At 69.7% G+C, this 20,270-nt stretch carries 19 protein-coding genes; 9 read left to right on the plus strand and 10 right to left on the minus strand.

The features are described from left to right. Window positions 1-17 precede the first annotated feature (17 nt). The 4 genes from GZ64_RS0101215 to GZ64_RS0101230 all read right to left on the minus strand — a co-directional run bounded on the left by GZ64_RS0101215 (window position 18) and on the right by GZ64_RS0101230 (window position 5,991). Window positions 18-1,451 (minus strand): MFS transporter, encoded by a 1,434-nt coding sequence (locus tag GZ64_RS0101215; protein ID WP_029264843.1) that lies wholly within the window; start codon window positions 1,449-1,451, stop codon window positions 18-20. A gap of 91 nt (window positions 1,452-1,542) precedes the next feature. Beyond that, window positions 1,543-4,746: a glycosyl hydrolase family 95 catalytic domain-containing protein gene (locus GZ64_RS0101220; protein WP_051667795.1), complete on the minus strand. Its 3,204-nt coding sequence runs from the start codon at window positions 4,744-4,746 to the stop codon at window positions 1,543-1,545. Window positions 4,747-4,987: 241 nt separating this feature from the next. Continuing rightward, the gene (locus GZ64_RS0101225; RefSeq protein ID WP_021201588.1) at window positions 4,988-5,344 is read right to left on the minus strand and encodes a hypothetical protein; all 357 of its coding nucleotides are present in this window, start codon (window positions 5,342-5,344) and stop codon (window positions 4,988-4,990) included. Continuing rightward, complete coding sequence (locus GZ64_RS0101230) at window positions 5,341-5,991, minus strand: hypothetical protein (protein ID WP_029264845.1); 651 nt, start codon at window positions 5,989-5,991, stop codon at window positions 5,341-5,343. The genes GZ64_RS0101225 and GZ64_RS0101230 overlap by 4 nt, the downstream gene beginning before the upstream one ends. Window positions 5,992-6,296: 305 nt before the next feature. Here GZ64_RS0101230 and GZ64_RS0101235 point away from each other — a divergent pair, with 305 nt between their 5' ends. Further along, window positions 6,297-7,220 (plus strand): hypothetical protein, encoded by a 924-nt coding sequence (locus GZ64_RS0101235; RefSeq protein ID WP_029260654.1) that lies wholly within the window; start codon window positions 6,297-6,299, stop codon window positions 7,218-7,220. Here GZ64_RS0101235 and GZ64_RS0101240 read toward each other — a convergent pair. Next, on the minus strand, window positions 7,208-8,047 hold the full coding sequence (locus GZ64_RS0101240) for a sulfurtransferase (RefSeq protein ID WP_021201585.1): 840 nt from the start codon (window positions 8,045-8,047) through the stop codon (window positions 7,208-7,210). The genes GZ64_RS0101235 and GZ64_RS0101240 overlap by 13 nt on opposite strands. A gap of 119 nt (window positions 8,048-8,166) precedes the next feature. Here GZ64_RS0101240 and GZ64_RS0101245 point away from each other — a divergent pair, with 119 nt between their 5' ends. After that, window positions 8,167-9,162, plus strand: a complete 996-nt coding sequence (locus GZ64_RS0101245; RefSeq protein WP_231479802.1) for a DMT family transporter — start codon at window positions 8,167-8,169, stop codon at window positions 9,160-9,162. Here the strand turns inward: GZ64_RS0101245 and GZ64_RS0101250 are convergent. Continuing rightward, window positions 9,152-10,171: a zinc-dependent alcohol dehydrogenase family protein gene (locus tag GZ64_RS0101250; protein ID WP_029260656.1), complete on the minus strand. Its 1,020-nt coding sequence runs from the start codon at window positions 10,169-10,171 to the stop codon at window positions 9,152-9,154. The two genes, GZ64_RS0101245 and GZ64_RS0101250, sit on opposite strands and share 11 nt — an antisense overlap. Window positions 10,172-10,300: 129 nt before the next feature. Between GZ64_RS0101250 and GZ64_RS0101255 the strand changes: the two genes are divergently transcribed. The 4 genes from GZ64_RS0101255 (at window position 10,301) to GZ64_RS0101270 (ending at window position 12,863) form a co-directional block, all read left to right on the plus strand. After that, window positions 10,301-10,960 carry a GTP cyclohydrolase II gene (locus GZ64_RS0101255; RefSeq protein WP_029264848.1) on the plus strand — a complete coding sequence of 220 codons (660 nt, stop codon included), beginning with the start codon at window positions 10,301-10,303 and terminating at the stop codon, window positions 10,958-10,960. 38 nt (window positions 10,961-10,998) lie between these two features. Beyond that, window positions 10,999-11,472, plus strand: coding sequence for a MarR family winged helix-turn-helix transcriptional regulator (locus GZ64_RS0101260; RefSeq protein WP_029264850.1), 474 nt, complete (start codon window positions 10,999-11,001; stop codon window positions 11,470-11,472). Between the two features lie 71 nt (window positions 11,473-11,543). Beyond that, window positions 11,544-12,470: a helix-turn-helix transcriptional regulator gene (locus tag GZ64_RS0101265; RefSeq protein ID WP_051667796.1), complete on the plus strand. Its 927-nt coding sequence runs from the start codon at window positions 11,544-11,546 to the stop codon at window positions 12,468-12,470. Window positions 12,471-12,533: 63 nt separating this feature from the next. After that, window positions 12,534-12,863: a helix-turn-helix domain-containing protein gene (locus GZ64_RS0101270; protein ID WP_029260659.1), complete on the plus strand. Its 330-nt coding sequence runs from the start codon at window positions 12,534-12,536 to the stop codon at window positions 12,861-12,863. A gap of 111 nt (window positions 12,864-12,974) precedes the next feature. Here the strand turns inward: GZ64_RS0101270 and GZ64_RS0101275 are convergent, their stop codons facing one another. The 3 genes from GZ64_RS0101275 to GZ64_RS0101285 form a co-directional block, all read right to left on the minus strand. Then, window positions 12,975-13,565, minus strand: coding sequence for a ClpP family protease (locus tag GZ64_RS0101275; RefSeq protein ID WP_029260660.1), 591 nt, complete (start codon window positions 13,563-13,565; stop codon window positions 12,975-12,977). Continuing rightward, a complete protein-coding gene (locus GZ64_RS0101280; protein WP_029264852.1) occupies window positions 13,562-14,176 on the minus strand; it encodes a ClpP family protease in 615 nt (204 codons plus the stop codon). Before GZ64_RS0101280 ends, GZ64_RS0101275 begins: the two co-directional genes overlap by 4 nt. A 187-nt stretch (window positions 14,177-14,363) precedes the next feature. After that, window positions 14,364-15,791 carry a hypothetical protein gene (locus tag GZ64_RS0101285; protein ID WP_081859629.1) on the minus strand — a complete coding sequence of 476 codons (1,428 nt, stop codon included), beginning with the start codon at window positions 15,789-15,791 and terminating at the stop codon, window positions 14,364-14,366. A 214-nt stretch (window positions 15,792-16,005) separates the two neighbouring features. Here GZ64_RS0101285 and GZ64_RS0101290 point away from each other — a divergent pair, with 214 nt between their 5' ends. Next, window positions 16,006-16,479 (plus strand): acyl-CoA thioesterase, encoded by a 474-nt coding sequence (locus GZ64_RS0101290; RefSeq protein ID WP_051667797.1) that lies wholly within the window; start codon window positions 16,006-16,008, stop codon window positions 16,477-16,479. Between the two features lie 28 nt (window positions 16,480-16,507). On the opposite strand, the gene GZ64_RS0101295 is transcribed toward GZ64_RS0101290, so the two are convergent. After that, complete coding sequence (locus GZ64_RS0101295) at window positions 16,508-17,758, minus strand: trans-sulfuration enzyme family protein (protein ID WP_029264856.1); 1,251 nt, start codon at window positions 17,756-17,758, stop codon at window positions 16,508-16,510. A gap of 113 nt (window positions 17,759-17,871) precedes the next feature. Between GZ64_RS0101295 and GZ64_RS0101300 the strand changes: the two genes are divergently transcribed. Continuing rightward, window positions 17,872-18,339, plus strand: a complete 468-nt coding sequence (locus GZ64_RS0101300; RefSeq protein ID WP_036330917.1) for an Lrp/AsnC family transcriptional regulator — start codon at window positions 17,872-17,874, stop codon at window positions 18,337-18,339. A 125-nt stretch (window positions 18,340-18,464) separates the two neighbouring features. Beyond that, window positions 18,465-20,180, plus strand: coding sequence for an AMP-binding protein (locus GZ64_RS0101305; RefSeq protein ID WP_029264858.1), 1,716 nt, complete (start codon window positions 18,465-18,467; stop codon window positions 20,178-20,180). Window positions 20,181-20,270: the final 90 nt, after the last annotated feature.

Genomic DNA, 20,270 nt, shown 5'->3' on the forward strand with positions numbered 1-20,270 from the left:
GCAGGAAGGCACGCGGGCTAGGGGGCCGACTCTCCGGAGTGCTCCTCGACACTGTCCTTCGGCATGAAGACGGCGGCGAGCAGGGTGAGCACCGCGGTCACGGCGACCGCGACGAACACCCACACCGACGCATGGATGATCGTGCCGGGATCGTCGGGACCGACGCCCTGCGCGATCACGGCATTGGAGATCGCCCCGAACACGGCCACGCCGACGGCGCTCCCGGCCGAACGCGCGAACGCGTTCATACCCGTCACCGCCCCGCGCTCGCCCCAGCCGACCGAGGCCTGCGCGGCGATCAGCGTCGGCGCCGCACTCCATCCGAGCCCGAAGCCGAAGAGGAACGCGATGCCGGCGATCACGAACGGATTCGGCCACGAGGCGACGGAGGCCAGGGCGATGGCGGCGACCGTCGTGATGCTCATGCCGATCAACGTGGTGCGGCGGAAGCCGATGCGCAGGTACAGGCGTCCCGCGTTCGCGGCGGCGAGCGGCCAGCCGAGGGTCAGAGCGGCGACCGCGAGACCGGAGAGCAACGGGGCGATGCCGGTGGACCCTTCGAGGTAGGCCGGAGCGAAGCTGGTGACACCGAGCATCAGTGCGCCGACACCGAGCGACACGATCGTGGTGGTGAGGATGAGCCGTCGACCCGCGAGGCGCAGGTCGACGATCGGCTCTGCGACGCGGCGCTCGACGAACCCGAAGGCGATCAGCGCGATCACTCCCAGACCGAAGCAGAGGGCGCTCTGCACCGACAGCCACGCCCAGGCGTTCCCGCCCTCGAGCATGCCGAGGATGAGCGCGGTCAGCCCGATCGTGAGCAGCACCGCTCCCCCGTAATCGATGCTGTGCTTCTGGGTCTGTTTCTGCTCCTTGTAGTTGCGCAGCAGCATCCATCCGGCGATCAGACAGAGCGGGATGTTGATCCAGAAGATCCACCGCCAGGCGTCGAACTGCGCGAAGATCCCCCCGAGCGCCGGGCCGACGACCGACGAGATCGCCCAGACGCTCGCGACGTATCCCTGCACCTTGGCACGTTCGGCGACGGTGTAGATGTCGCCGACGATGGTCATCGACATCGGTGCCACGGCACCGGCGCCGATGCCCTGGATGATGCGGAACACGATCAGCGCGGGCATGCTCCACGCGAATCCGCAGAGGATGGAGCCGAGCAGGAACAGGGCGATGCCGAGCAGGATGATCGGCTTGCGTCCGACGGTGTCCGCGAAGCGGGAGTAGATGGGGACGCTCACGGCCTGTGCCAGGAGGTACACCGAGAACAGCCATGGGAACTGCTGGTAGCTGCCGAGGTCGCGGACGATGCTGGGCACGGCGGTCGCGAGGATCGTGGCGTCGATCGCGATCAGGCCGGTGGCCAGCATGAGCGCGCCGAGAATGGGGCCCCGCTCCGACCGGAGTCCGATGGAGGCGCGGTCGACGGAGGCAGTCACTACAGGGACAAGCCGATCAACCGCAGCGGTATTCCGGATTCATGCGGGATGGCGGCACCGACGTCGCCCTCCGACGTCGGTGCCGCCGGGGTCAGTGCGCCGGGCCGAGGTCGCGCATGGGCTTGCCGTTCTTCGGGTTGCCCGGCTTCACCTTGCGACGTTCTCCGTTCACGACCACGATCACGTTGCTCATGTTCGGTGCCCGATCGGCGACGACGTCGTAGGCGACGACCTTCCCGTCCCGCCACGTGCAGTCCACGCGGTATCCGCCCCGTGCGCGGAGCCCGGCGAACGATCCGCTCACCGCCCAGTCCGCGGGGACGGCGGGCAGCAGCCGGATGACGTCGCCATGACTCTGCACGAGCATCTCCGCGATCGCGCCGACGATGCCGTAGTTGCCGTCGAGCTGGAACGGCGGGTGGTTCGCCCACAGGTTCTGCAGGATGTTGTACGTGAGCAGGCCGCGGACCATGATGCCTGCCCGCTCGGCGTCGCCCAGGCGCGCGAAGAGTCCCGCGCGCCACGGCCAGGTCCAGGAACGGCGACTGTCGCCCGAGACTGTGGCAGCGGTGAACGGCACGCCCTCCTTCTCTCCGCAACGCGCCTTGAGTGAGACCAGTGCCGCCGCCGTGAGCTCCGGAGTATCCGGGGTGATCTGGCGTCCCGGGTACACGGCGAACAGGTGCGAGGTGTGCCGATGGATGTCGTTCGGGTCGTCGCGGTCGGTCTGCCACTCCTGGAGCTGCCCCCAGCGGCCGATCTTGTTCGGAGCCAGGCGCTGCTGCATGTCGGCGATCGTCCCCTGGTACTTCTTGTCGACGCCGAGGGCCTTCGCGCATTCGAGGTAGTTCTGGAAGAGGTCCCAGATGATCTGCTGATCGTGCATCACCCCGTCTTCGCGCGGGCCGTGCTCGGGAGACCAGCCCATCGGCGCGACCAGGGTGCCGTCGGGGAGCTCTTTGAGCTGGTCCTCCCAGAACTGGCAGATCTCCTTGATCAGCGGGTAGGCCAGATCGCGCAGGTACTTCTTGTCCTGCGTGAACGCCCAGTGCTCGTAGAGGTGCTGCGCATACCAGGCGCTGGCGATCGTGTTCCACTCCCACGCGTTGCCGCCGAAGATGCTCTGCGAGGTGCGGGCGGTCCACCCGCGCACGTCGGCGCCGAACGCGTTCCGCGTGGCGATTCTGCTGGGCACGGCCACCTCACGGATGAAGGTCGCGAGGGCCTCGTGCGACTCCGGGAGGTCAGCGGTCTCGGCCCCCCAGTAGTTCATCTGGATGTTGATGTTCGTGTGGTAGTCGCTGGCCCACGCCGGCTGATTGCTGTTGTTCCACAGTCCCTGGAGGTTGGCGGGCAGCCCGCCGGGCTTCGACGAGCTGAGGAGCAGATAGCGCCCGTAGGCGTAGAGCGTCTGCTCCAGCGTCGGGTCGGCCTCGCCCGTGCCGTAGCGGAGCAGTCGACGGTCGGTGGGCATCGCCATCACGGCGCCGTCGGTGACCCCCCATTCGACCTTCGCGCGCTGCATGAGCTCGGAGACCTGCGCGGTGTGCGCCGAGCGGAGGCTCTTCCACGAGCGGGAGGCCGCCGCGTTCAGGGCCTTCTCGATCGCCGGCTGCGGCGCCGCACCGCGCCATCCGTGTGCGGCGCTCAGGCGGTAGTCGGTGCGGGCGTCGAGCAGCAGGGTGATGCTCGCTGCGCCGGAGACGCGCAGTCCGCCCTCGGCGGCGACCACCTCTCCGTCGGTCTCCGCGATGCGCACCGCGGCCGCGTGCGTGAGGTTGTTGGCCATGGTTCCGGCGAAGCCCATTCGGCGGCCGCCCGTGTCGACTGTCGTCGCGACGCCGTCCTGCTTCGAGACCAGGGTGATGAGAGCGGTGAGCGCACCGGGGCGGTCGGCGGTGAACCGCACCGCGATCACGTCGGCATCCCGACTGGCGAACGCCTCACGCAGCACCGTGCCCTGTGCGGTGGCGAAGTGGGTGCTGTGGGTGCCGTCCGCGATATCGAGTGCACGTCGGTAATCGACGACGGCGCGGGCTCCGGCGGTGCTGAAGCCACCGCCGGTGAAGGCGATGCCGCCGAGACGGAGCGCGCCGGGTGCGGAGAACGAGATGCGGTACATCGTGTAGGCGGTGGTGTTCGCGAACGAGAAGACCCGCCCGGTGCCGCGCTCCGGGAACGTCTCCCCGGTGCGCGTGTCGAGCGTCTTCCAGCCGAGCCCGTCGTCCGAGCCGGAGACCGTCCAGTCCCGCGGATCCTGTTCCGGCGCATCGGGAGCACTCGTGAGCACGTAGCCGTTCAGGGCGAGCTTGGCGCTGAGCTCGACCTGCCAGACCGCCCCTGACCCGGTCGACGGAACCGCCCAGACGGTCGCGGGGTCGGCGTCCACGGTGCCGACGAGGGAGTCGGCGTGGCCGCTGGGCGACGACACGTAGACGGCGCTCCCCTGTGCGAGGTCGACCCCGCCGAGCGCGACCTCGGCGACCTGGAAGTGACTGACCCCCGCCTTCGGCGCGAAGACGAAGCGGTAGTGCGCGTACGCCGTCGTGTTCGCGAACGAGAAGCTCTTGGTCTGGAGCCGCTGCGGGAACGGCGCTTCAGCCCGCGTGTCGAGCGCGACCCAGGCCGCTCCATCGGCAGACCCTTCGAACCGCCAGTCCTGCGGATCGCGGGCGGGGACGTCGTTCGCGCTCGTGAGCGCGTAGGAGGAGACGGCGACCGGCTCCGCGAGATCGGCCTGCCAGATCACCTCGGCGGGCGGCGCGATCAGACACCACTTCGTGGCCGGATTCCCGTCGAAGGTCTTCTCGACGCTCTCGCCACCCGATACCTCGTACGGGCCTCCCGGCGAGCTCACGACGGTGCGCGCGCCGAACGCGACGGTCACCTCGCCGAAGTCGCGGAACGAACCGAAACCGGTGACGCTGGTGTCGTACGCTCCGTCGGGCTGGCCGGCGAGCGCGTTGTCGTAGTCGTTGACGCCGCCCCACAGGCTCTGCTCGCTGAACTGGATCACTTCGGCGTCCGGGTTCCCGAACAACTTCGCGCCGAGGCGCGCGTTGCCGATGGGGAGCGCCTGCGTCTCCCAGCTCGTCGCCGGGGTCGCGTACCAGAGGGCGTACGGCGAGAGCTGCGGACGCGGGATCGCACCGGCGGGGACGGCGCGCAGAGCGGCGTCCACCGAGAATGCGTTCGCAGCCGCAGGCCGAGCGGCCAGGAATTGAGGGACGAGCGGGGCGAGGAGGGCGAGGCCGCCCACCTGCAGCGCCTGTCGGCGGGAAATGGGGTCCATCATCACAGCAAACCTCCGGAGCATCGTTGATCATCTGGGGCCGTGCGGTCTCGCAACCGGTCGTGGATGCGGGGCGCGTCAGAAGTCAGTGTCCGACACGAGACATCGGATGTCTAGAGACGATTGTCCAGAGGGTACGCCGAAAGTACCCGAGATCCGCGCAACTCAGAACGCCTGACGCGCTCTTTAATCGGATGTTAGAGGGTCCCGTCGACGAGCAGATCTACCGCTCCTGCGGAGCGCGTCAGGAGGACGCCGGGCGGCCGGAAGCCTCGGAGTCAGGGCTCTCCCCGTCGGGCTCCGGGTCGTACAGCACCGGACGATCGATCGTCTTGGTGACGTCGGACGGATCGACGGCGAGGATGAGCATCGCCAGGATCAGCAGCGTCACGATGAACGCCCCACCGCCGACGACGAGCCCCAGCGCGATCGGGGTCAGCCCGTCGTAGGTGCCGTCGGCGATCGACGCGTTCACGCGTGCGGTGAAGGCTCCGGTCGAGACCAGGGTGACGACCATGGCGAAGACGCCGCAGCCGAGCGCGATGAGGAGCAGGTGCAGGGGCCGCAGAATGTCCCGGCGGGTGGGCTTCTCGTCGCTCATCGCTCTCCTCCATGCTCCGCGGGGGCGGCGCTGTCGTTCGATTCGGACACCGTGGCGACGGCATCGACCTGCTTCGGCGTGAGGCCGGCGATGCCGAGGAAGACCGCGACGATCGCCGCATAGCCGCCGAACATGCCGACGCCGAGGATGATCCCGGAGAGGACGAACGTGCCGGCCTTGTCGATCGTGTACTCCTGCAGGAACCCGGCCGGGATCAGCAGCAGGGCCACGCCGAGCAGAACACCCAGGCCCCCGACGGTGATCGCATCGCGCGACAGCATGCCGCCGGTGCGCCGGGAGCGGATGCCGGCGAGCAGCTCGATGCCGCCGCTGACGATGGCCCAGCAGGAGACGATGATGAAGAACAGGTCGTCGGAACGCCACACCGGGATTCCGCTCACCATGCCGGCGACGACGCCGACCGCGGCGAGCAGGACGTACGACCAGCGTGAGCCGGCGGGGAGCACCAGCCAGGCGGCGAGCACCTGGACGAGAGCGGTGATGAAGACGAAGCCGCTGAACACGGACAGGCCGACGGCGGCGGAGTGATCAGACGAGAACGTGATCATCAGTGCAGCGACTGCGGCGAACAGAGCGCGCAGCAATTGCACGTGGCGCATGGTGAATGCGCGAGCAGGGGCAGACATGACGGTCCAGAGTCCTCCGGGGTGTTGCTCCCAGTCTACGCGGGGCGGCGGAGCCGCAACGCCGGGAGCCCTGCGGAGGGAGGATTCGTGAAGCCCGGCTGATCTCCCCAGATCGATTGCCGGGCTTCACGACATACGCAGCAAGGGGGGCATCACTGCGTCAGGCCGGTGATCGCAGGGTCGGGCACCCTGCCTGCGAAGACGGCCAAGTGACCCCACATGCCCACCCGGTCCCCTGAGGTACGCGCGTGCGGTCGTATGCTCACTCTAAGGCGCTGATCTTCACATACCGGAGGGGATCTGTGATGAGTTTCGAAGATGACGCGCGCAGAGCCGAACCCGATGACTTCGCGAACGCCCTGCGCGACGCGATAAACGCGAAGCCGGTGACGCTGTCGTGGCTGCAGCGTCAGCTCAAGGCGCGCGGGAACCGCGTGTCGATGGCCACGCTGAGCTACTGGCGATCCGGCGCGCGACGGCCGGAGGGGGCGCAGTCGCTCGCCGCGCTCAGCGACATCGAGGAACTCCTCGGACTCGACACGGGGGCGCTGAGCAGACTGCTCCGATCGACGAACCGCACAGGTCCGCTCGGACCCAACCAGTTCCCGATCGACGAGGAAGAGCTCGAGTTGGCGGTGATCGACGCCTTCCGCGCGCTCGGCGCCTCCTACCCCGACACCTCCCGCGAGCTCACGACGCATTCGGTGACCGATGTCGGCGCGGACGGCAACGTCGCATTCAGCATCACGCGCAGCATCGTGCAGTCCACGGTCGGCACGATCACGGCGATCCCCTTCCTCGAGATCACCCCCGGGGTGCGCACCCCCGCACCTCTGCTGAAGGCGGTGGCAGGGGGCCGGATCGCCGCGCGCTACTCCCACCCCGACGGCGAGGTGCACGGGGTGCTGTTCGAGCTCGATGTGCCGCTGACCGCGCCGGAGACGGCGATGGTGGAGTGGTCGGTGGAGTACCCGCCCGACTACCCCGCGACGCGCGACACCGGCCACGCCCTGGCGCAGAAGGCCAGAGAGCTGCTGGTGTGGACACGCTTCCATCCGGACGCGATCCCTGACTGGTGCGAGGAGCACCTCGAGACACCGGACGGCGTCATCATGACGCCGCTGCCGCCGCCCCGGGGAACGTCGGTGCATCTGGTGCGCCGGGCTTTCGGCCCCGGTGCCCTCGGATTGCACTGGGGCTATGGCCCCCGGGAGGATCAGCCGGGCTGATCTCCGGTCGCGACCGGTCGGCCGGGGGTGTTCGACCACTGGCTCCACGACCCGGGGAAGACCTTCGCCTCGATGCCGACCTCATGCAGGACCAGGGCGGTGTGCGCGGCCGTCACGCCGGAACCGCAGTATGCCGCGACGGCCGTGCCCGGCGTGACGCCGATCTCGGCGAAGTTCGCCAGCACGGTCTCCCGGTCGAGGATGCGGCCTGTGGCGTCCAGATGCAGCAGGGTGGGCAGGTTGCGTGCGCCGGGGATGTGTCCTGCCGCGGGATCGAGCGGCTCGGTCTCGCCGCGGTAGCGTTCGGGGGCCCGCACATCCACCAGGACACCGGATGCCGGGAACGCGGCGGCCTCGTCGATCGTCAGCGCATCCGCACCGATCTCCGTGAGGACGACATCGCCACGATCCGGCGCCACATCATCGGTCGCGACGGCGAAGCCCTCATCCTTCCACCCGCGGATGCCGCCGGCGAGCACCCGCACATCGACGCCGGCCTGACGCAGCAGCCACCAGGCACGGGCGGCCGCGATCCCCTTGAAGTCGTCGTAGGCGACCACCGTGTCGCCCGCACGCACGCCCCACCGACGCGCCGCGTCCTGGAGGGTGGCCGTCGACGGCAACGGGTGCCGTCCCTCCGACGGCTCGCCATGGGTGGAGAGCTCGGTGTCGAGCGCGGCGAACACGGCGCCCGGGATGTGCCCGGTGAGGTAGTCGTCGTGCCCGGCCTCCGGACGATCCAGGCGCCACCGCACGTCGATCACGCGCACCGGTGCACCCCGGGTCAGCAGGTCGTTCAGTTCGACGGCACTCACGAAGTCGCTCATGCTGCGAGGCTACCGAGTCGGCGGCGGCGTCCGGTGCGTCATCGTCTTCTTCCGTCACGATCCGAGCGACGGGTCCGGCGCACTAGGCTCGATCCGGCAACGTCGAGAAAGGGCCAACGATGCCCTCTCGTCTCCGCTGGATGCGGTTCCGACCGCAGGAAGCCGCGCTCATCGCGATCACCGCCGTCTGGGGCGGCACGTTCCTGCTCGTGCATTGGGCGATGGAGCACTCCGGACCCTGGTTCTTCGTCGGCATCCGGTTCCTCATCGCGGGACTGATCAGCATCGTGATCTTCCGACGCGTGCTGCGCGGCATCCGCTGGCGCGATGTCGGCGCGGGCGTCGCGATCGGGGTGATGATCTACCTCGGCTACGGCCTCCAGACGTTGGGGCTGCAGACCGTCGACAGCAGCACCTCGGCCTTCATCACCGCGATGTACGTGCCGCTGGTGCCGCTGGCGCAGTGGGCCGTGTTCCGCAAGCGCCCGCCCGCCATGGCGTTCGTCGGGGCGGGTCTGGCCTTCGTCGGACTGCTGTTCATCGCCGGCCCCGATGCCTTCGCGCTGACTCTCGGCGCGGGCGAGATCGCGACCATGATCAGCACGCTGCCGATCGCCGCCGAGATCATCCTGATCAGCCTCTTCGCCGGGAAGATCGACCTCGGACGCATCACCGTGGTGCAGCTGCTCACCGCGGGAGTGCTGGGACTGCTCACGATGCCGGTGGTCGGCGAGGGCGTGCCGGAGTTCTCGTGGATCTGGGTCGGCTGTGCGGTCGGCCTGGGAGCGGCGAGCTGCCTGATCCAGTTGACGATGAACTGGGCCCAGAAGTCGGTCTCCCCCACCCGCGCGACGATCATCTACGCCGGGGAACCGGTGTGGGCAGGAGTCATCGGACGCATCGCCGGTGAACGCCTGCCCGCGACCGCGCTCGTGGGCGGAGCGCTCGTCGTGCTCGGCATCCTCGCGAGCGAGTTGAGGATCGTGCGGCGGCGGCGGGCACAGCCACAAACATCGCCGCAGGCTCGGGAGGAGAACCACGCCATGGGCGGAGAATCTCCTGTCGAATCTCCGCCCGACACGGAGATCTCCGCCCGCCGCGAGGTCACACCGTGAGCAGCACCTTCGTGGCGCGGCGCTCGTCCATGGCCCGATAGCCCTCGGCGGCTTCTTCGAGCGGAAGGGTGAGGTCGAACACCTTGCCCGGGTCGATCTTCCGGTCCCAGATGAGCTGGATCAGCTCGGGGAGGAAGCGCCGCACGGGCGCAGGTCCGCCGTGCAGGTGCACGCCGGAGTAGAACAGCTCCTCGCCGGGCAGCGCCACGTCGTGAGAGACGCCGACGAAGCCGACGTGGCCTCCGGGGCGGGTGGAGCGGATCGCCTGCATCATCGACTCCTGGGTGCCGACGGCCTCGATCACCGAATGCGCACCGAGACCGTTCGTGAGTTCCTTGATGCGGGCCACTCCCTCATCCCCGCGTTCGGAGACGATGTCGGTCGCGCCGAACTCGCGCGCCAGCGCCTGCCGATCGGCGTGCCGGCTCATCGCGATGATGCGCTCGGCACCGAGCTCCCGTGCGGCGAGGATCCCGAGGAGCCCGACCGCGCCGTCGCCGACCACGGCGACGGTCTTCCCCGGTCCGACCTCGGCGGCCACGGCTGCGAACCATCCCGTGCCGAGGACGTCGGACGCGGCGAGCAGTGAGGGGATCAGATCGGCGTCGGGCCGGCCGGGCGTGACGACCAGCGTGCCGTCGGCGTGCGGGACGAGCGAGTACTCGGCCTGCGTGCCGTAGCGCCCCATCGGCACCACGTGCACGCAGCGGGACTGGTACCCCGCCTGACAGATCTCGCACGTGTTGTCCGACGCCATGAAGGATCCGACGACGAAGTCGCCGACCCGCAGCGTCTGCACCTCGGCGCCGATCTCCTCGACCACGCCGACGTACTCGTGCCCCATCGGCGCGTGGTCGACGTCGTTGGCACCGCGGTACGGCCACAGGTCCGAGCCGCAGATGCAGGTCGCGGCGATGCGGATCACCGCATCGGTCGGCCGCGTGATGGTGGGCTTCTCTCGCTCCTCGACCCTGACGTCGCCGGGGGCGTGCATGACTACTCCGCGCATTCGTGGTGCTCCTTCTGTCGCGTGGACTCCAGTCCACACCGAATCCCTCGCGGATGGGAGGTTCTGACGGAACCCCTCCGAAATCCTGGGATCCGGGAATAGTCCGCCGAGCGCCGCGTTGCACCCGACATGATTGAAACTTCAACCGTCGCTCCGGTCGCCACGGAACGCACTCGCGTCCGCGTGCCGCTGCGCTTCGGCGACGGCTTCTCCACGACCGCCGACGTGGTCACCTTCGACGGCCTCGTCGACGGCCGCGAGCACCTGCTGCTCGGGCTCGGCGACTGGCGCGCCGCACTCGAACGCGCGATAGACGGCGGGGACGCACCGCTCGTCCGTCCGCACAGCGAATGCCTCACCGGCGACGTGTTCGGGTCCGAGCGCTGCGACTGCGGCCCCCAGCTGCGCGAAGCCGTCGAGCGCATCGCCGACGAAGGCGGGTTCCTGCTCTACCTCCGCCAGGAGGGCCGGGGCATCGGCCTGTACGCCAAGCTCGACGCCTACGCGCTGCAGGACGCGGGCCTCGACACGTACGAGGCGAACGTCGCCCTGGGCCACGGCGAAGATGAGCGCGACTACACGGTGGCCGCCCAGATGCTGAACGCGCTGGGCGTCGACGGCATCCGCCTGCTGAGCAACAACCCCGACAAGGCCGTGCAGCTCGAAGCGCTCGGCATCCGCGTCACCGAGCACGTGCGCACCGAGGTGCACCTGTCGGAAGCGAACACCCGCTACCTGCAGGCGAAGCGCGACCACACGGCGCACACGCTCGACCTGTCGGCAGCGTGACACCCGCGGGATACCCGAGTGACACCCAGGATGACAGCATGACGGCGGAGCAGCAGCATCCGCGTCGACTCGACGACACCGAGATGGACACCTGGCTCCCCGTCATCCGGTTCGTCCAGCTGCTGCCGCAGGTGCTCGATCGCACGCTGAAGGAAGAGGTCGGGCTCAACCACGCCCGATATGCGATCCTCGTCACCCTGGCAGGTCAGGGTGAGAGCGCCGTCACCATGACCGAGCTCGCCCGCATCGCCGGCCTCAGCCGTTCCCGCCTGAGCCACGCTCTGGATTCTCTCGAGGAACGCGGCTGGGTCACCCGCACCTCGTGCGGGTCCGACAAGCGCACCCTCTCGGCCGCACTGACTCCGGCCGGACGGGAGATGCTGCGCACGGCCGCCCCCGTGCACGTCGAGCAGGTGCGGGAGCTCGTGCTCGATCCGCTCACCGCACAGGAGCGCGAACAGTTGGGGGCGATCCTCGGCAAGCTGCTGCCCGGGGTGACCGCGGCACTGTGAGGCGTCGCGGATCGGTCACCGGTACCGCCAGTACCTCCCTCGACGGTCGCTGAGCGCGTACCGTCGAAGGCATGGACACCCGCAGCGAGGTGCGCGAGTTCCTCTCCACGAGGCGCGCACGCATCACCCCCGATCAGGCAGGCCTCCCCGCATTCGGGGGCAACCGCCGCGTACCGGGCCTGCGCCGCGAGGAGGTCTCGCTCCTCGCGGGTGTCAGCGTGGACTACTACACGCGGCTCGAGCGCGGCGACCTGTCCGGCGCGTCCGACAGCGTGCTCGACGCCCTCGCCCGCGCGCTCCAGCTGGACGAGGCCGAGACCGCGCACCTGTTCGACCTCGCCCGCACCGCGAACGCCTCGCCGGTCGCACGCACGCCGCGGAAGAAGGCCACGGAGCTGCGTGCGAGCATCCTCCGCCTGCTCGATGCCATGACCGAGGCGCCGGCGATCGTGCGCAACAACTACTTCGACTACCTGGCCGGGAACGCCCTGGGCCGTGCCCTCTACGCGCCCGTGTTCGCGCAGCCGCAGCCCAACAGCGCCCGCTTCGCGTTCCTCGATCCGGCGGCGCAGGAGTTCTACCCGGAGTGGGACCGCAACACGCAGGAGCTCGTCGCGGCGATGCGCGGGGAAGCCGGCCGCAATCCGTTCGATCGGAAGCTCACCGACCTCGTCGGCGAGCTCTCGACGCGGAGCGAGCGGTTCCGCACGCTGTGGGCCGCCCACAACGTGCGCTTCCACCGCACGGGTGTGAAGCGCATCGCGCATCCGGTGGTCGGAGAGATGGAGCTGACCTACGAGGCGTTCGAGCTGCCGGCCGATCCGGGACTCCACCTGTCGACCTATACCGCGGAGCCGGGCACGGCGTCGGCGGACAAGCTGCGGATGCTCGCCAGCTGGGCGGCGACGGATGCGGCCGCACCTGTCGCCGCGGAGCCCGAGCCCGCTCCCGATCGCACTCCCACGCCCGATCACACCTCGGGGCGCGCAGACTCCTGAACCACTGTTCTGCTCTGAGCAGAACCGCTCGAAGCCGCCGGATGCCGCGGATTATCGTGAGGCATGGCCGACATCCTCGCATTCCCGCGCACCCCTCGCTCCGATCGCCCCCGCCCGAGCGATCCCGAGCCCCTGTGGCGACACCTGCTGGGTGACCAGCTGCGCCGCCGACGTCACGACCGCGAGGAGACCCTCTCCGAGACCGCCGACAAGGCCGGTGTCTCGCCGCAGTACCTCTCCGAGGTCGAGCGGGGATTGAAGGAGCCGTCGAGCGAGATGATCGCCGCGATCGCCGGAGCCCTCGACACGAGCCTCGTCGAGCTGACGAGCGACGTTGCCGACAGTCTGCGATCGACGGCCCCTTCGCGTGGCGCGTTCGCCCTCGCCGCGTGATCCCGGAGCCGTCATCTGCATGATCGACGGACGGATGCATGACCACAGGCATCGCACCGGTCATGCAGTCGTCCGCCGCTCATGCATCCGTCCGCGAGCCCGGACTGCAGATCAGCTCCGCGCTCCCAGCACCGTGTCGACCAGCCCGTAGTCGAGGGCGGCGGCGGCGGTGAACACCCGGTCGCGATCGGTGTCGACCCGGAGCTCCGCGACCGTCCGGCCGCTGTGCCTGGCCAGGATCTCCTCCATGTCGGAGCGCACCCGCACCACCTCGTCGGCCGCGAGGATCAGGTCGGGGATCGCACCCCGGGACTGTCCGGCCGGCTGGTGCAGCACGATGCGCGCATGGGCGAGGGCGGCCCGCGCACCCGGATCTCCGGCAGCGACGAGGAGTGCTGCCGGTCCGATGGCCTGCCCGACGCAGGTGGTCGCGACGCCGGGACGGATGTGCTGCATGGTGTCGTAGATCGCGAGCGCTGCGCCCGGATCGCCGCCCTCGCTGTTGATGTAGAACTGGATGCCGGATTCGGGGCTGTCCGCGTCGAGATGCAGCAGCTGCGCGATGAGGGCGTTCGCGACCCCCGCATCGATGCCCGTGCCGAGGTAGATGACCCGCTCCGCGAGCAGGTGCGAATAGACGTCCATGATGCGCTCGCCTCGGGGATGCTGCGCGATGACGTTCGGGATCGTGTAGCCGCTCATGCGTCCGCCCCCAGTCCGACGCGCGCGCGACGTCGCGGCATCACCTCGGCGATCGAGGCCACGATGCCGTCGATGAAGCCGTAGTCCTGCGCCTGCACCGCGGTGTACCAGCGGTCGTGAAGGGAATCCTCGAAGATGCGCGCGATGGGCTGGCCCGTGTCGTCGGAGATGAGGCCGAGCACGGTGTCGCGCATATGCCGCAGGTCGTCGGCCTGCGTCTCGAGCTCGCCCGCGGATCCGCCGATGCCCGCGGAACCCTGATGCATCAGGATGCGTGCGTGCGGCAGCGCCCGTCTCTTGCCGGGGCTACCGGCGGAGAGCAGGAACTGTCCGGCGCTGCAGGCGAGTCCGAGGGCGAGCGTGGCGACGTCGTTGGGGATCAGCCGCATGATGTCGCGGATGGCCAGCATCGACGGCACGGAGCCGCCGGGCGAGTGGATCCACAGCGCGATGTCGGCGACGGGGTCCTCGGCCGACAGCGCGAGCAGCTGGGTCATCAGCAGCGTGCCGTTGTCGTCGTCGAGAGCACCGTCGAGCACGAGCACCCGCTCGTGGAACAGTGCGCGGCGGGCTTCGGGACCGAACTGCGGGATGGGGTTGTCTTCGCTCATGCCCCCAGCCTCTGTCGCCCCGCAGGCGTGCGGAGCGGATTCTGCCCTGGGCGGCTCTGCCGTCAGCGGATGCGGGCAGATGCGAGCGGATGCGGGCAGATGCGAGTTCCTGGGCGGATGCCGGTGGGGAGGCATCCGCCCAGGCCCTCGGGTGGGGATGGAGGCGGGTGGGGTGAGCGGACGCGGATCAGGCGGCGAGGGCCAGTGAGCGCCGATGGGAGATGCGGTGACCGACCCAGAAGCCGATCGCGATCAGCCCGGCCAGGGCGATGCCGAGGATCCACGGCAGCATCGAGGGCGCGGCCCCCGCGGTGGCGGTGGCGAGGGTGCCGGAGCCGTCGGCGATCAACCCGTTCCCCGCGGCGAGGTCGGCGGCCCCGGCCTCGAGCTTGTCGCCGCCGTCCGCGAGATCGCCGGAGCCGTCCGCGACCGTCGCCGCGCCGGCGGAGAGCTTCTCGATGCCGATGTTGAGGTCGCCGGCCCCGGCCTGCAGCGCACCGACGCCGGTGGCGAGCGTGCTGGCGCCGTCGTTCAGGCGGGTTGCGCCCGCGCTGAGGTTCGCCGTGCCGGAGGAGAGGGAGGAGGCCCCGGTGGAGAGCGTCTGCAGCCCGGCGGCCAGCGTGGCGGCGCCGGCCGAGAGCTGCGACGTGCCGGAGTGCAGGGACTGCGCGCCCGCGACGAGGGCCGGCGCCCCCTGGGGAGCGACCAGCGCCACGGTGCCCGGCCACTTGTTCGCGACGTCGCCGTTGATGAGGCCGTTGACCCCGGCCGTGACCTTCGCCGACCCGCCGGCGGCGGCGACGAGCCCCTGGGCGAGGTCGGACCCCTTGGCCGCCACGGGAGCCATCGCGTCGACCTCCTGATCGACGCCGGCAGCCAGGCCGGCGAGCGCCTGGAGCTGCGGGTTCTTCGGGTCGGCGGCGAGCATCCCGGCGAGAGCATCGGCGAGCTGCTGCGAATGCCCTGGCGCCGTAGCGGCCACTCCCTGCAGGAGGCTCTTCGCTTCGGGCTGCGCGAGAGCGATCACGTTCGCGTCGACCTTCGTGCCGAGCGTGCCGCTGAGCGCGCTCGCACCCGCCAGTACCTGCCCGGCGTACGCGTGCGCTCCGTTGACTCCGGCGGCCAGGGTCGACACTCCCGCTGCCAGCGTCTGCGCCCCGGCATCCGCCTGCGCCATCTTCGTCGAGAGCTCCTGAGCCCCGGCGAGCGCGCTCTGGGCTCCCCCGCTGACCTTGCCGGCACCGGCTGCCGCGGTCGATGCGCCGGCGGCGAGGCTGCTCGCGCCGTCGGCCAGGCTCATGGCACCGCTCGCCGCCGTCGTGGCCCCGTCGCTCAACTTCTGGGAGCCCTCCTGCGCGCTGGCCGCGCCCGCGGAGAGGACACCTGTCCCCGTGGCGAGCTGCGACGCACCGGCCGAGAGGTCTGCGGCACCGGCAGCGAGGTCGGCCGATCCGTCTTTCGCGGACGTCGTTCCGTCGGCGAGCTCGGAGGCACCGGCGGCGATCTTGCTCGTCGTCGCGAAGAACAGGATCACCATCGCGGCCAGCAGCAGGCTGAGCACGATCACGGCGATGCGCATGCCGATTCCGTGCGAGTGGGGCGTGGTACTCGTCATTGAGGACTCCCGGGGTCAGTGGCGTCGTTGCCACCGGCGACTGTATGGGCACCCCGACTCGCGACCCCCGGATTTGCCGCTCGAAACCAAGTCTCAGCACCGATGAAACTCAGTTTCTTGTGGCTAGTGCACAAACGGGGGTGCCAGGCCCCTGTGCCCTGCGCGAAAAGGGGCCGTAACATCGCGGACTCACGACCCGCCTAGCCTCGTGCCCATGGCGAAGCAGAAGGCACCGGCGTGGCAGTGGTCGGAGGACGGACTCAATTTCCGCACGCGCAAGTGGGTGCGTCCGGAGGACCTCAACGCGAACGGCTCATTGTTCGGCGGCAGCCTGCTGAAGTGGATCGATGAAGAAGCGGCGATCTATGCGATCGTCCAGCTCGGCAACTACCGTGCCGTCACCAAGCACATCTCGGAGATCAACTTCGAGGCCTCGGCCGTGCAGGGCGATCTGATCGAGATCGGCCTGCAGGCCACGCACTTCGGCACGACGTCGCTCACCATGCGCGCGGTGGCCAGGAACATGATCACGCGCAAGCGCATCCTCACGATCGAGAGGATCGTGTTCGTCAGCCTCGACGACGATGGGGTGCCGACCCCGCACGGCTACACGGAGATCACCTACGACCGCGACCGGATGCCGACCGAGCGCATCGCCACCGGCACGATCCGGCTCCCCTCCCTCTGATCCGCCACAGGAGCGCCGAGCCACCTCCTCAGGCGCGAACTGCCCCCCGGTGTGCCGCGTGCGAGGAGGTGACCCGGTCGGAGAGGGGCGCGTCGACCTCGAAGGCCGGAACGCCGGCGAACGCCTGGGCGAGGTCGGCGATGAGGTCGTCGACATCCTCCAAACCGATCGACAGACGCAGCACGTCGGCTGCCGGACGCGCTTCGGGAGGGACAGGCCGATGCGTGAGCGCCGCCGGATGCTGGATCAGCGAGTCCACTCCGCCGAGCGACACCGCGTGCGTGAACAGTGCGGTCGCGGTGGTGACCGCAGAGGCCGCGGCGAATCCGCCGCGCATGCGCATCGCGATCATCGCGCCGGTACCGCGCATCTGCCGTTCCAGGATGCCGCGCGGGTCGCCGTCGAGTCCCGGGTAGAACACCTCGGCGACCTCGGGGCGATCGATGAGCCACTGCACGATCCGCCGCGCACTCTCCTGCTGGTGCCGCACCCGCACGGGGAGGGTCGTGAGACCGCGGTGCAGCAGATAGGCCCCGAGGGGATGCAGCAGCCCTCCCGTCACCGCCCGCACGCGGCGCAGAGCCTCCGCCGTCTCCTCGCTGCACGCGACGACGCCGGCGATCACATCGCCGTGCCCGCCCAGGTACTTGGTGGCGCTGTGCAGAGACATCGCCGCCCCGAGGTCGATCGGATTCTGCAGCACCGGGGTCGCGAACGTGTTGTCGACGACGACCGGCACCGTGCCGGCCTGGCGCACGACGTCGGCGATGTCGGCGATGTCGAGGGTGGGGTTCGCCGGGGTCTCGACCACGACGAGGCCGGTGTCGGGGCGCACGGCCGCAGCGACCTCGTCGGGGTGACAGTAGGTGGTCTCGACGCCGAGCAGGCCGGAGCCGAGCAGATGGTCGGTCCCCCCGTAGAGCGGACGCACCGCAACGACGTGGCGCGCCCCGGTCGCTCCCGTGTGCGCCAGGATCACGGCCGTCATCGCGGCCATGCCCGAGGCGAAGGCGACCGCGGCCTCGGCGTGCTCGAGCTCGGCGAGTGCCTCCTCGAAGCGGGCGACCGTGGGGTTCCACAGTCGTGCGTAGACCATGCTGCCGTCCGCCGGAGGACGCCCTCCCGTCGCCATGGCCTCGTACGAGTCGCCGCCGCGCTCGATGTCCGGGAGCGGGTTCGTGGTCGACAGATCGATCGGCAGCGCGTGGACCCCGAGCCCCTCGAGGTCGGAGCGGCCGCCGTGGACGGCGACGGTGTCGGGATGCAGCGGTGCAGTCATGACTCCACGTTGCCGGAATCACGATGAAACCGCAGGAACTCGACAGAAGCCGCCAGAAATTCGACGCTGAACGCTATTCTGTGCAGGATCCGAAGGGCAAGGAGGCCCCCCGTTTGGCGAAAGCACAACTCGACGAGACCGACCTCGAGCTGCTCGCGGTGCTCAGCCGCGACGCCGAGACGACGAACAAGGCGCTCGCACATCGCCTCGGCCTCGCCGAGTCGACCTGCGCACATCGGGTGCGGGCGCTGCGCGAGCGCGGAGTGATCCGCGACACGCGCATCCGCGTCGACAGGGCCGCTCTGGGTTTCCCGCTGCAGGCGATCATCAAGGTGCGCCTGGCGAACCACACAGGAGACAAGGTGACGGCCCTCTTCGATGCCCTGGTCGACATCCCGCGCGTCCTCCAGGTGTTCCACGTCGCCGGCGTCGACGACTTCCTCGTGCATGTGGCCGTGCAGGATGCGACGGCCCTGCGCGACATCGTTCTCGAGCACATCACGGTGCACCCCGTCGTGCGCGGCACCGAGACCCAGCTCGTGTTCGAACTGCGCGACGGACCGGGAGTGCTCTCCACCTGACCCTTCCGGTCGCACTTCGTGCCGTCCGATTCCGTTTCAGACGGCACGAAGTGCGACCGGAACGAGCGGAGCGTCGGTGCGTGCGCGAGGATGGAAGGCACGCCAGCCAGGAGCAAGGGAGCACCATGAGCCGCAGCGCCACCGCCGCCACGCACACCGTCCGCGAGATGCGGGACTTCCTCTTCGCGAACGCCACCGACTATGCGGCGGCCCGCGACGGATTCGTCTGGCCGGAGGTCGACGAGTTCAACTTCGCGTTGGAGTGGTTCGACGTGGTCGCGAGCGAGAACCCCGACCGCCCGGCGGTGCAGATCGTCGAGGCCGACCTGAGCCTGCGCTCGTGGACCTACGGGCAGCTCTCGGCGCGATCCGACCAGGTCGCCTCCTGGCTCCGCACGCTCGGCATCGGTCGCGGCGACCACGTGATCGTGATGTTGAACAACACGATCGAGCTGTGGGAGGTGATGCTGGCGATCACGAAGATCGGCGCCGTGTCGATCCCGACCTCGACCCTGTTGTCGGCTTCGGACCTCGCCTACCGCGTCGAGCACGGACGCGCGCGGGCGGTCATCACTCTCGGAGCGCTCGCCGATCGCCTCGACGACATCGATCCCGGCATCCTGCGCATCGGCGTCGGCGACGACATCTCCTCCGGCTGGGCACGCTTCGCCGATTCCACCGCCGCTCCGGCGGGTTTCGAGCCCGACGGTCCGACCCCCTCGTCCGACACCGCGCTGCTCTACTTCACCTCGGGCACGACGAACCGCCCGAAGCTCGTGCAGCACACCCACGCCTCCTACCCGATCGGGCACCTGTCGACCATGTGGTGGCTCGGGGTGCGCCCCGACGACGTGCACCTCAACATCTCCTCCCCCGGCTGGGCCAAGCACGCGTGGTCCAGCTTCTACTCGCCGTTCCTGGCCGAGGCCACCGTCTTCGTCTACAACTACGCCCGCTTCGACGCGAACACCCTCATGCAGGTCATGGACACCCACCACGTGTCGACGTTCTGTGCGCCGCCGACGGTGTGGCGCATGCTGATCCAGGCCGATCTCGCCCGGCTCACCCGCCCTCCGCGCGAACTGGTGGGCGCGGGCGAGCCGCTGAACCCCGAGGTCATCGACCGGGTGCGTGACGCCTGGGGCGGGACGATCCGCGACGGGTTCGGTCAGACCGAGATGACCGCGTGCATCGGCAACTCCCCCGGCCAGGCGGTCAAGGTCGGCTCGATGGGACGCCCGTTGCCCGGTTATCCGGTGGTGCTGCTCGACCCGGTCACCGGCGCGGTCACCGAGGGGCAGGGCGAGGGTGAGATCGCGCTCGATCTGTCGCAGCCGCCGCTCGGGCTCATGGCCGGCTACTACGACGACCCGGAGAAGACCGCGGAGTCACGGACGGGCGGCTACCACCACACGGGCGACATCGCCGTGCGCGACGACGACGGCTATCTCACCTATGTCGGCCGCTCCGACGACGTGTTCAAGGCTTCCGACTACAAGATCTCGCCCTTCGAGCTCGAGTCCGTGCTGCTCGAGCACGACCTCGTGATCGAGGCAGCGGTGATCCCGAGTCCCGATCCGACGCGTCTTGCGGTGCCGAAGGCCTACATCTGCCTGACCCCGGAGGCCCCGGCCGTCGGTTCGGATGCGGCGCGCGCGATCTTCGCCCACGCGCACGAACGGTTGTCATCGCATCTGTGGGTGCGGATCATCGAGTTCGTCCCCGAGCTCCCCAAGACGATCTCCGGCAAGATCCGACGCGTCGAGCTGCGGGCACGCGAAGCCGCGCGGGTGCAGTCCGGCGACGAGGCCGGGCAGCACCGTGACCGTGACTACCGCTGAGGTCAGCGCACGACGGCGATCGTCGCCGTCGCCGGCCCGGTCTTCGTGAGCGCAACCTTCGACGTCGCTGCGACGGGCGTCTTCGACGTC

The sequence above is a fragment of the Microbacterium sp. Cr-K32 genome (assembly GCF_000708345.1).
Classification (GTDB): Bacteria; Actinomycetota; Actinomycetes; order Actinomycetales; family Microbacteriaceae; genus Microbacterium; species Microbacterium maritypicum_A.

Bases quoted from the DNA above. Each gene is read 5' to 3' on its own strand.
- GZ64_RS0101220 (WP_051667795.1), bottom strand. From the start codon at position 4,746: ATGATGGACCCCATTTCCCGCCGACAGGCGCTGCAGGTGGGCGGCCTC.
- GZ64_RS0101225 (WP_021201588.1), bottom strand. From the start codon at position 5,344: ATGAGCGACGAGAAGCCCACCCGCCGGGACATTCTGCGGCCCCTGCAC.
- GZ64_RS0101230 (WP_029264845.1), bottom strand. From the start codon at position 5,991: ATGTCTGCCCCTGCTCGCGCATTCACCATGCGCCACGTGCAATTGCTG.
- GZ64_RS0101235 (WP_029260654.1), top strand. From the start codon at position 6,297: ATGAGTTTCGAAGATGACGCGCGCAGAGCCGAACCCGATGACTTCGCG.
- GZ64_RS0101240 (WP_021201585.1), bottom strand. From the start codon at position 8,047: ATGAGCGACTTCGTGAGTGCCGTCGAACTGAACGACCTGCTGACCCGG.
- GZ64_RS0101245 (WP_231479802.1), top strand. From the start codon at position 8,167: ATGCCCTCTCGTCTCCGCTGGATGCGGTTCCGACCGCAGGAAGCCGCG.
- GZ64_RS0101250 (WP_029260656.1), bottom strand. From the start codon at position 10,171: ATGCGCGGAGTAGTCATGCACGCCCCCGGCGACGTCAGGGTCGAGGAG.
- GZ64_RS0101255 (WP_029264848.1), top strand. From the start codon at position 10,301: ATGATTGAAACTTCAACCGTCGCTCCGGTCGCCACGGAACGCACTCGC.
- GZ64_RS0101260 (WP_029264850.1), top strand. From the start codon at position 10,999: ATGACGGCGGAGCAGCAGCATCCGCGTCGACTCGACGACACCGAGATG.
- GZ64_RS0101265 (WP_051667796.1), top strand. From the start codon at position 11,544: ATGGACACCCGCAGCGAGGTGCGCGAGTTCCTCTCCACGAGGCGCGCA.
- GZ64_RS0101270 (WP_029260659.1), top strand. From the start codon at position 12,534: ATGGCCGACATCCTCGCATTCCCGCGCACCCCTCGCTCCGATCGCCCC.
- GZ64_RS0101275 (WP_029260660.1), bottom strand. From the start codon at position 13,565: ATGAGCGGCTACACGATCCCGAACGTCATCGCGCAGCATCCCCGAGGC.
- GZ64_RS0101280 (WP_029264852.1), bottom strand. From the start codon at position 14,176: ATGAGCGAAGACAACCCCATCCCGCAGTTCGGTCCCGAAGCCCGCCGC.
- GZ64_RS0101285 (WP_081859629.1), bottom strand. From the start codon at position 15,791: ATGACGAGTACCACGCCCCACTCGCACGGAATCGGCATGCGCATCGCC.
- GZ64_RS0101290 (WP_051667797.1), top strand. From the start codon at position 16,006: ATGGCGAAGCAGAAGGCACCGGCGTGGCAGTGGTCGGAGGACGGACTC.
- GZ64_RS0101295 (WP_029264856.1), bottom strand. From the start codon at position 17,758: ATGACTGCACCGCTGCATCCCGACACCGTCGCCGTCCACGGCGGCCGC.
- GZ64_RS0101305 (WP_029264858.1), top strand. From the start codon at position 18,465: ATGAGCCGCAGCGCCACCGCCGCCACGCACACCGTCCGCGAGATGCGG.